At 43.2% G+C, this 9,935-nt stretch carries 11 protein-coding genes; 1 reads left to right on the forward strand and 10 read right to left on the reverse strand.

Features of this window, described 5'->3' with window-relative positions:
* Positions 1 to 667 precede the first annotated feature (667 nt).
* The 5 genes from H6B31_RS15465 to H6B31_RS15485 all read right to left on the reverse strand — a co-directional run bounded on the left by H6B31_RS15465 (position 668) and on the right by H6B31_RS15485 (position 4,073).
* Positions 668 to 1,336, reverse strand: a complete 669-nt coding sequence (locus H6B31_RS15465) for a hypothetical protein (protein ID WP_204899322.1) — start codon at positions 1,334 to 1,336, stop codon at positions 668 to 670.
* Positions 1,333 to 1,968: an ABC transporter ATP-binding protein gene (locus H6B31_RS15470; protein ID WP_243419097.1), complete on the reverse strand. Its 636-nt coding sequence runs from the start codon at positions 1,966 to 1,968 to the stop codon at positions 1,333 to 1,335. Before H6B31_RS15470 ends, H6B31_RS15465 begins: the two co-directional genes overlap by 4 nt.
* Before the next feature lie 5 nt (positions 1,969 to 1,973).
* Positions 1,974 to 2,612, reverse strand: a complete 639-nt coding sequence (locus H6B31_RS15475; protein WP_204899324.1) for a hypothetical protein — start codon at positions 2,610 to 2,612, stop codon at positions 1,974 to 1,976.
* A gap of 149 nt (positions 2,613 to 2,761) precedes the next feature.
* Positions 2,762 to 3,595: a hypothetical protein gene (locus H6B31_RS15480; protein ID WP_204899325.1), complete on the reverse strand. Its 834-nt coding sequence runs from the start codon at positions 3,593 to 3,595 to the stop codon at positions 2,762 to 2,764.
* Positions 3,596 to 3,641: 46 nt separating this feature from the next.
* Positions 3,642 to 4,073 carry a hypothetical protein gene (locus H6B31_RS15485; RefSeq protein WP_204899326.1) on the reverse strand — a complete coding sequence of 144 codons (432 nt, stop codon included), beginning with the start codon at positions 4,071 to 4,073 and terminating at the stop codon, positions 3,642 to 3,644.
* Positions 4,074 to 4,787: 714 nt separating this feature from the next.
* Here H6B31_RS15485 and H6B31_RS15490 point away from each other — a divergent pair.
* Entirely contained in the window at positions 4,788 to 5,828 is a 1,041-nt protein-coding gene (locus H6B31_RS15490) for an acyltransferase family protein (RefSeq protein WP_204899327.1), read from the forward strand.
* A 103-nt stretch (positions 5,829 to 5,931) separates the two neighbouring features.
* Here H6B31_RS15490 and H6B31_RS15495 read toward each other — a convergent pair whose 3' ends face one another.
* The 5 genes from H6B31_RS15495 to H6B31_RS15515 form a co-directional block, all read right to left on the reverse strand.
* On the reverse strand, positions 5,932 to 6,381 hold the full coding sequence (locus H6B31_RS15495; RefSeq protein WP_204899328.1) for a hypothetical protein: 450 nt from the start codon (positions 6,379 to 6,381) through the stop codon (positions 5,932 to 5,934).
* Positions 6,382 to 6,407: 26 nt separating this feature from the next.
* Complete coding sequence (locus H6B31_RS15500) at positions 6,408 to 7,922, reverse strand: B12-binding domain-containing radical SAM protein (protein ID WP_204899329.1); 1,515 nt, start codon at positions 7,920 to 7,922, stop codon at positions 6,408 to 6,410.
* A gap of 303 nt (positions 7,923 to 8,225) precedes the next feature.
* The gene (locus H6B31_RS15505; RefSeq protein ID WP_204899330.1) at positions 8,226 to 8,699 is read right to left on the reverse strand and encodes a hypothetical protein; all 474 of its coding nucleotides are present in this window, start codon (positions 8,697 to 8,699) and stop codon (positions 8,226 to 8,228) included.
* A gap of 77 nt (positions 8,700 to 8,776) precedes the next feature.
* A complete protein-coding gene (locus tag H6B31_RS15510; RefSeq protein WP_204899331.1) occupies positions 8,777 to 9,598 on the reverse strand; it encodes a DUF4367 domain-containing protein in 822 nt (273 codons plus the stop codon).
* The coding region (locus tag H6B31_RS15515) for an RNA polymerase sigma factor (RefSeq protein ID WP_204899332.1) at positions 9,585 to 9,935 on the reverse strand (351 nt) is incomplete at its 5' end. The genes H6B31_RS15515 and H6B31_RS15510, both read right to left, overlap by 14 nt.

Consider the following 9,935-nt stretch of genomic DNA (forward strand, 5'->3'; position numbering starts at 1 on the left):
ATAGAGTTGATTTTAAGGAGCTGGAATATTTGACACGCCATCAATATTTGCTGGATCGATATGAAGACGCTTATTTTGCACTACTTATGTACGAGCTGATTATATCTAGAAGACATCAAAGAGATAAGATTTGCAAACACTATAAGCTGCGTCAAAAGTATGATTTTTAGACTCTGAAGATACGCATATAGTTAGTTTGAAAAGGAGAACCGGATTTGGCAATGCCAAATCCGGTTCTCCTTTTACAGCAAAAAAGCTGTTGTATTTCTTCGATTATGGAGTCTTATAGATAAAAACGCATGTAGGAGGTCCTTTTGTGAAAGAAGTCATTGTGTAATTAGATTTCCTTCATTGTCTGGCAATTCTTTTTGTTATCTATTTCTCTTGAGATATACTGTTTTGAGGATAGATGAAAGAAGCCGTTAACTTGGAGTTGGAATTATTAATGTGCTAAAGGATGAGACAACTCGACGGCATTGGGGGTATCGAATTGATATTCCGATATTATTACATGAGACAGACTGTGAAAAATTAAACAGAGCAGTGAACAGATAGATTTATACTCTGCCCACAGCTCTGTTCCTTGTACTTGCACAAAACGGGAGGAAGTTATAGGTTACACATTGGGAGCGGTTATTTTATTCAACAATAACAGCAACATTCATGGTTAGCGGGGATAACTTTTTAATAAACTTTCCTTCAACTCCAACATTGCGTCCAATCCGACTTGGGTCGTTACGAAGAACTCATTGGAGGATACCTCAGAATAGGGTACGTAGGTACTTACTCCATCGGGGGTTACGATTACATTTGGAATGTCATCGTAACAAAACATAGGTACAGGGGTAGCTGTGTCAGATTCTTGTAAGAAACAGATTGTTCGATCTCCATCGGCAATCACTCGGTTAGAAAGAAAAACCAGGTATTCCCGGCCCTGTTGGGGTATGTTTACAAAACCAAACTCGGCATATCGACCGCCTTCACGTTCTACAATCAGACCTTTATGTTGACGGCCCATCCAGATTTCCTCCCCCACAGAAATAACATCTCCAGCGTATACTTCTATAACTTGAAGTGGGATCAGATAGATGCCAAATTGTGGTTCTATATCAGATATGGGGGTGACCCGAGCGATGACGGGGGCGTTTGGCAGTGTTTTTTTCATTTCTTGGCAACTATCAATGCATCGTTGCTCTGAACTTTCTGCTACAGCGAACTGATTAAGATAACCTGGCTGGTCAGTAATATTGGTGTAGCTCTGACGGTTGATCCAGCCGAAGACCCCGAAACCTATTGTCAAAAACAACACAAATATGCAGTAAAGCAATTTCTTCATGCCAATTCCTCCAGCCGACCAGAGTCGATGCGGAATAACTTGTCAGATAGAATCTGGATATCGTCCTGATTGTGGCTTGCCAATAGAATAAGAGCTCCTCGCTGCTTTTCTTCCAAAATCAGATTCCGAATCTTTTTTACACCATCGTCGTCTAAGCCGTTGGTAGGCTCATCCAGCATAATCACATTGGGCCCCTCCATCACCGCTTGGGCAATAGCCAGCCGTTGTTTCATACCTAGAGAATATTTCCGATAGGTACGTCGATCATCCGGATTTAAACCTACCCGAAGGATTGCATTACGAATTTCGGCTTTACCTACTTTTCTGGTAAGCTGAGCCAAGTACAGCAGGTTCTCAACACCGGTGAGATTAGGGTACAGACCAATATGTTCTAAGACAATACCCAAACTAGGCAAGACGGCAAAGTCTCGATGGAGTTGCTTTCCATCCAGAGAAACCGTACCAGAAGTCAGCCCCATCAGTCCGGACAGCGCCCGAAACAACATGGTTTTCCCGCTGCCATTCCGCCCTATAAAACCATAGATAGTACCTTCCTCCAATTCCAGATTTATATCCCGAAGGATTTCAGCGTCTCGAATAGTCTTGCAGACTTTTTCTGCAACCAGTTTCATCTTACTCATCCTCCATCTGTATCAGAGATTAATAGATCATGGCGTTGGACAATTAGACCGCCTGCTACTGTAACAGTTGTAGCCAGCACTAATACCAACAGTAAAGAGTCCTCCAGATACAGTTCCCCACTCCCGTCAAACAGCTTGCTAGTTTGCCAGCACAGAATTAGGCAGGTGATGGGATTAGCTCGCTGAAGGATAGCCAGCAGGCCTTTATTGGACTCGAAGGCCTGAAGGGTAATAAGTAAACTGATACATACTGCCTGGAGACTAGCTAGAAGGACAAAGCCGCTACTGCTACCCAAATAAATTGCTACCAGATTTATTCCCAATGTAAAGGCATAAGTCCAGAGACTCCAGATGAGCCAGTAGAACAGTAATAGCCATACGCCAAATCTGTCTGGTGTGAGCGGCCATCGAACTATTGCCGTAACCACAGCGACGGCCCAAATAAGCCCCTGATACAATAAGGTTTTGAGCGCTAGGATTACACTCTCTCGTTTGTACCAAATTAGACGCTTGGGAATTCGGGAAAAAATGTACACGCTTGCAGTGCAGTAATGACGGTAGAAGGCGGTACCAGCATAGGCTTGAAATACTAGGTTTGGAACTAGGCGAAGGGAGAATTCCAACAGGTCTAACATATTGAATTCTAGAAGGATATCTCCTCGAGCTCCGCCCAACTGAAACACTAGATAGGACAAGGTAAGCGAAGAATCATAGGGATTAACAAAGGTAACAGACAACCATACTCCAAAGAGAAATGAAGCCGGCAAGATCCAGATCCACCGCCTCATTGTAGTTCATCCTTCCGGGATGCAACAGTAGTTCCTATCAGGACAAAGGTAACTAGGATGCCCATAAGAACAACAAAAAACGTGGTATTTCGGTTAATGTCATTGAAAAAAAAGACATAGTTGTACCAGTTTGTGGTTCCACTTTCTCCCGTGTAGAGCGTTAGCTGGAGTAGTAAAAAAGATGGCAAGAGCAATAGCACCTGAAATCGCACTTTTACTAAGGCTGACAAAGTGGTAGTAGCCGCAGCCCAAATTCCAAAAAACACTCCGAAGAACACAGTACATACCACCGCATATAAATAGGGTGAAAACTGGTATAGCCACGGTAGTTGATATAGCGCCTCACTGGCCAGAAGCTCTTCTTCATATGCATTGTAATTGTAGAAATCACCCGTTGCATTCAGAGGGAAAGAGACACAGTTCAAGACGATTTCTAACAAGAAAGGCAGAGAGAATACAATCGTGGTTACTACAAAGACAGAGATTACCCTGGACCAGAGATAGACCTTTCGGCCCAGTCGGGCGGACATTAAAACAGACTGGCCAGTGCGTTGTTCCTTGGCCAGAGATAAGGCCGCCGGCAAGCATAATAAGAGAGGGACGACCTGTATAAGAACAATAGCGCTCTCTGCATTATAAACGGTCTTATTGAAGCTCAATGCAAGCATTTTCATGGGATGGTACAAGGAAATCACATCATATCCCCGGAAGGTCAGTACATTTTCGATGAAATTGCGTAGCATCACGACCATCAGAACCGAAAATACTAAGGCAAATGATTTCTGACCTATCAAGAATTTAATTTGAGTGCGTACTGCCTTTCCATACATTGCCGTTCTCCTCTCATTTCTTATCTATCTGTCATATGAAATTTATTCACCGAGCGTAGGAGCCATCATACGACACAACCGCATTCGCAGAATGTGAGGCATTGCCTCTAAACTTAAACCAGACATCCTGAATATCCAGATAACCATCCCTCAGATGCATGGTTTCATAACCTTTACCTTCTGTGAGAGTCTCATACGGGGTTGTTGTAACGGTTACCCAAGAGGAGCCATCTAAGTAATCTGCGGAAAACTGAATTTGCGTAAATGTATCTTCCCCTGAATCTGGATAAACTGCATTGCATTTCGCAGCAATAGTGCTATATTTGGGATTGTGATCATCACTGTATCCTACAGACCACAGCTGATTTGCTGGAAGCTTTACTTTTACGTCATTTGCTACGGCAAAAACGGGCATACTACTCATTGCAAACATGACGACTGCCACTGTTGCAGTAACGAATTTAGAAGTTTTTCTCATAATGATCCTCCATTCATGATACGAAATTTTGGTATACTTGACGAACAACTGTTTGGCGTATCTACTGAGTTTTAAATGGTACTACACGAATCAAGCCATAAAAATCTCCTCCTTTCCTTTTCATTTCATAAGACAGAAATCCCCAAAAAACGCAACAGGTTTCTTGGCTTTATCGCAAAGTACTGTCTGTCATAATTAAGGTTTAAATTCAGCTATTTCTTTTGCGGCCCACTTCCAATATTTGTTTGTCACCCCTATAAGAGCAGCATCTCCAATGGAGCTATAGCCTGTAGTGATGCATATATCTGTAAAGGTGACTCAGTGCGCACTTTTGTGAAACATAGTATTTACTTTTTTAACTAATTCCTGTTGCGCTTTCATTGTTCCTGCGTCCTTTTATATAGAGTTGATTTTAAGGAGCTGGAATATTTGACACGCCATCAATATTTGCTGGATCGATATGAAGACGCTTATTTTGCACTACTTATGTACGAGCTGATTCTATCTAGAAGACATCAAAGAGATAAGATTTGCAAACACTATAAGCTGCGTCAAAAGTATGATTTTCAGACTCTGAAGATACGCATATAGTTAGTTTGAAAAGGAGAACCGGATTTGGCATTGCCAAATCCGGTTCTCCTTTTACAGCAAAAAAGCTGTTGCATTTCTTTGGTTTCGGGGTCTTATAGTTAAATTGCATTAGGGGGCCTCTCTGTGAAAGAACGCGTTTTATATTTGGATTTTCTCCGCTGTCTGGCAATCTTCTTAGTCATCATACTTCATAGCAATGCACCAGTTTTAGTAAATCCGGATTTCTACCAGCTTCCTTCTTGGTACCTATGTATGCTTTTAGATCCTCTCAATCGAACTGGGGTTCCGCTGTTCTTTATGATCAGCGGGTACTTATTGCTTAGCCGTACCGGCACAAAGGATCTCTGCAAATTCTATAAACACAATATTCCGAAACTGCTTGTCCCACTTTTTGCATGGAATATCATATACTTTTGGGCTCGTACCCAGATTTTTCATGTTGAAATTAACTTCAAAGATTTTATTGAAGCTTTACTGAACCAAGGAATCAGTTACCACATGTGGTTTGTCTACACTATGTTGGCCATCTATATTTTCTGCCCATTTTTAAAGCGCCTGGTAGATGGATGTACTCAAGCACAGTTATTCTTCCTGATCTGTATTATTTTGTTTCCGACGGCTATTCTCCCTCTTGTTGCACCGCACTTGCCAATAGAGATTGGTTTTTTCAATTTGTTCAGTTTAGGCGAGCTTCAGGCACGAGTTGGTTACTTCCTGCTTGGATATCTCCTGGGAAATTGGGATATGAAAAAAGGGGGACGATATAGTGTATACATATTGGGCCTTGCAAGCTACGTCGCTTGCTTATATGGCAACCTATCCACATCATCCAGTGAGGAAATTCCGCTTCCGTTTGAAAGTGGAACTGCCATTTTTCAATATTTCATTGCTGCTTCTATTTACCTCTTTGTAAAGGCTTTGTTTTCTGAATATTCGACGCATACATCCGCAGAACGGTCTGTCCTGTCCTGGCTGTCTAAACGTGCATATGGCGTGTATTGGGTCCATGTGCTGGTGCTAGATGTTGTCACTCTGATCATTGGAAGTTCTATGCCGATCCCCCTATTTATTGGCTATCGCATAGGTTTCACAACTGCTATTTCTCTTATATTTACTATAATTATATCTTTTGTTCCAATAGTACGAAAAATTTTACAGTATTAATGCCTCCAAATTATTATGACTAAATATACACCAAAAGGCGCGCTACAGGCTCCTTTCCTGTAGCGCGCCTTTTGATTTGATTGCAGACTGGTAGGTGCTTACATTAAATCTGGTACTGGGCTGCGGCAAATTCGCCGCCTACTTCATTACCATCGGGATTCTGAATTGTGACATCAAATGTACAATCTTCGGACGAAACAAAAAATTCAATTGGGGGGTGATCCTTCGTGTGCGCGGGAATTACGGTGGATTTTTCCTGCCCGGTAGCAAGATTTTTAACAACCAACTCTGCTGGATAATCGGTAGTATTATTGTGCCAGAACTGGACTTTGAGACCATATCCTTCCTTCATCTCAATGGGGGCCTGTGGTTTCCAAGATGCAGAGCCACAGCTGATGTCCTTAATATAGTATAAGCGCTCTCTTGGCATAACATAATCGCTTACTGAATCCGAAGAGTCCGATACGTTAGTAGGAGCTGTAGCAGCAAACGATGTAACAGCCATGGAGCTGACACAGGCAAGAGCGAGAACTGTACTAAGTAACTTTTTCATGATTAGTCTCCTTCCAAATATTCTCTTTATTTTCTACCTATCTTCAAATATTCTAGCTCATAAAGACTCACTCCTTTTTTCCACAGATAACGAAACAGGGCCAGTTGCTTTGCTCTGCTATATATTTGGTGAATTTCTCGTACATAGCTTTCTGGACTGCACTCCCACCGGCGGAGTCTCTTCCGAAAACAAGCAAACTGCCAGCAGTAGATCATCTCATACCACAGCTGACTTTCCTGAGATACTTCCCGCTTCCAATATGTGCCGAACTGTTCCTCCATGGGGGCATACATGATCTTGTCCAGCTCCGCCGGAGTATAATATCCCTGCTGAATAGCCATATCCACAATATCAGTACCTGGGAGAAAATTAAGTCCATGGAGCTGGAGCTCGTACCGTCCTGGGAACTTTTGAACTAAATAATAGGATTCTTTCAAATCTTCAATGGTTTCAAAGGGGTGTTGGAGCATCAAGTCAAAGCTGCCCCAGAATACGCCTGCCTCCTGGATGGCTGAGATTGCGTTTAAAATATCCTCCTGAGTTTCATACCGATGAAAAACATCCCGGCGTATCCGCTCCGAGCCTGATTGAATACCCATAATGACTTCTGTGAGGCCCACCCGCTTCAGTTTTTTCAGCATATCCAGCTCCACCATCTTGGGATGTGACCAAATCGTGAATGGAAGGTGGATATGCTTGTCGTACTCTTCTACAAATTCGTCTACCCAGCCGGGGAGATTGGGAAAAATCTCGTCGTAAAAGTGAACAAACACGATTTTTTTGCAGTGTTTCTTGGCTTCAATCAATTCATCAATTACACTTTTAACCGAACGGGTACGTACTCCATGAACGCCTTTTGGAAGCAGGCGCCGTAGATTGACGCAGCAGCAATAGGAACAGGTAAAGGGACATCCTCTGGAGGCAATTACCTCATAGCTGCGGGTATTCAGCTGGGGATCGCCCCAGGTAATCGCATCGTGGTCAATGAAGCAGGCCCCTACGCTGTTGACCACAGGAATGCCGTAGCCGTCCACATCGTTGAGCACATCCCCGATTTCATTCTGTCGGACCACTCCGTCCTCGCTCCAGCACAGTGACGGGATAGTCTTCCAGTCATAACCCAGGTGCAGGGCATCCGCAAGACGGCAGATGGCATGCTCACCGTCGGAGCGGATCACAAAGTCAGCCCCCCGCTCCAGCAGTTTTTCTGGAAACATGGTAGCGTAAGCTCCGCCGCATACCACAGGGGCAATTTTCGCCTGTTGAAGCCCGTCCATGAGTTGGTAGACGGTATCCAAGTACATGGAACTCATCACAGATAAGCCAACAAACACCGGCTGCTTCTCACGGACCACCTGAAGAAACAGCTCTACTTCCCGTTGGGTGGTAGGGTGTGGGTGGACGCTGTTGAAGTCTTTATAGAATACGGTTGTTACTTGATAGCCTGCGTGCTCCAAGGCGGCTTCCAGATAGCGGACCCCCAGGGCTTTCCGATTATAGAACGCAACAAGCACTACTTGTGGTTTGGGATAGACACTCATAAGCGCACAGCCTTCTTTCTACAGAGTTCTATGTTAATAAGACAAGAAAGCTGTAAAAGTGCAACGAGGTTTTTGAGATAAAAAGGATCGGCGCTGGCATAAACTAGCACCGATCCTTTTGAGAGTCTATTTAGAGTTCTTCTAATTTCTCTTGGTTTTGTAGTGATGGTTCAGAATCTCGACTGATTTTCTCAAATACACGAGCCATCAGCGGTTCCAAATCTGTACGAGGATTAAACCAAGAATTCATATTGCAAATCTGCATAGAATATACCTTCATTTTACTAAATTACTAGAAATATTTTAATGAGACACAATAACAGAGTATGTAGTTTGAGACTCAATAAAAGAGCCACTAGAAGAATACACATCCACAGATAGCTTTAATCGATAGTCATATCCGCTATTGACATACCATCCTTCACTAAAACTGTTTGTTCGTCCACTAGAATTCCAATCTTCTACAGTTGTCCACGAGTTACCTGATTTCCTCTGTAATGCTAAGGTAGCATTGCATGTGTATCCATTCCGAACATCTGCGGTCCCTCCACAACTTGCATACCCGGAAGCATTAATACTTAGCTTTGTACTCATCTCTAGAACTGCATCATACCGGGGAACAACCAAGGAATCATTTTTTTGACATTGCTCTGTCTTAACTTCAGAAACAATTTGATTTGTTCCTTCAAAAGCATAAGCTGGAACAACAGCGCCTAAAGATATACATACTAAAAGTGCTGTCGATCCTACAGTGTTAAGAATTGTGCGTTTTAGCATAGTTAATTCATCCTCCTTTTATCATTGAGCGATTACTCATAAAAAGGAGACTTACAGCTTGCTAATATGCAACAAAATTATTTAGATAAATAAAATCCATCCGCCAGTCTAAGCAATTCATTTTCTGTGAGATTATTGGCAAAGATTTTGATAATGATTTGATTTTCTTCATCTATCCAAAGTAATGTCTGATCGCTCCAAATATCCGGCATATTTTGGTTTGTGTACCTTAATCGTATCATATCTTCACTTGCAGTGTACAGCGTGGCTGGATGGCCTTGTACAGTAACTGTCGATTGCGCACTGTCCTCCGTATCAAAATTATATGTCAAGCCCGATTCATAAGGCGTAACAGTTACTTCGATTAGAGCACCAACCGAATTTGCATATGTGATACGTTCACGCATATCGTTACTTTCACTACTTTCCAATTGAAATCCTTCCGGTAGCCCTTCCAATTCAATACTGTTGCTATACTGCGGATCAGGATTTACATTAGTAGCACTTTGATTTTCTTGACCAAGCTGGTCATTAAAAGTAATTTGTGTCCGATCGTCCATCACTTGAATCAGCGCATTTAGTGTGGCAACTCTCACATCCTCTGAAAGGGCAAAGGCTGCCGTGAACATGAGTCCTCCCAAAACTGCGACCACAGCCACTTTTGTAAGCCATCGGGCAGCAGTCCGCCCGGTGGCCCGGAGCTGCTTTTGAGCAAAAGCAGAACGGATCGTCTTCTCACAGCGCTTCTGCACATCCTTCGGCACCTCGGCGTTCGGATCTTTCTTCAGCTCCTCATTCAGCCGCAGGGCCTCTTCGCCTTCCGATTCCGCCACACCTTCCATCAAAAGGGCAAACAGGGCGTCCTCATATTGTTCCCTCAACCGTTCATGGTCTGTCATATCCTTTTCCCTCCTTCCGCATCAACTCCAAGGCCTTTCGTCTGGCCCGTGTCAGCCTCATCCGCACGCTGGAAGGGCGGCATCCCAACAGCTGACTGATCTTTTCATTATCATACCCCAGAATGTATTTCCCTTCAAGGACCATTCTCGTCTCAGCATCCAACTTAGGCCAAACTTTTTTCAAGAGTTCCATTTTTTTCTGAAAGATAAGCGTCTCATCCATCGACTGGCCGCTCTCAGCTTCTTGGGTCGTGAGATCGTCTAAATTGACCAGCCGGTCCTTCTCCTCCTGCCACATCTTTAAGTAATCAATAGAGGTATTTCGTACTGTAGATAC

It is taken from the genome of Pseudoflavonifractor capillosus, assembly GCF_016899775.1.
Classification (GTDB): Bacteria; Bacillota; Clostridia; order Oscillospirales; family Oscillospiraceae; genus Lawsonibacter.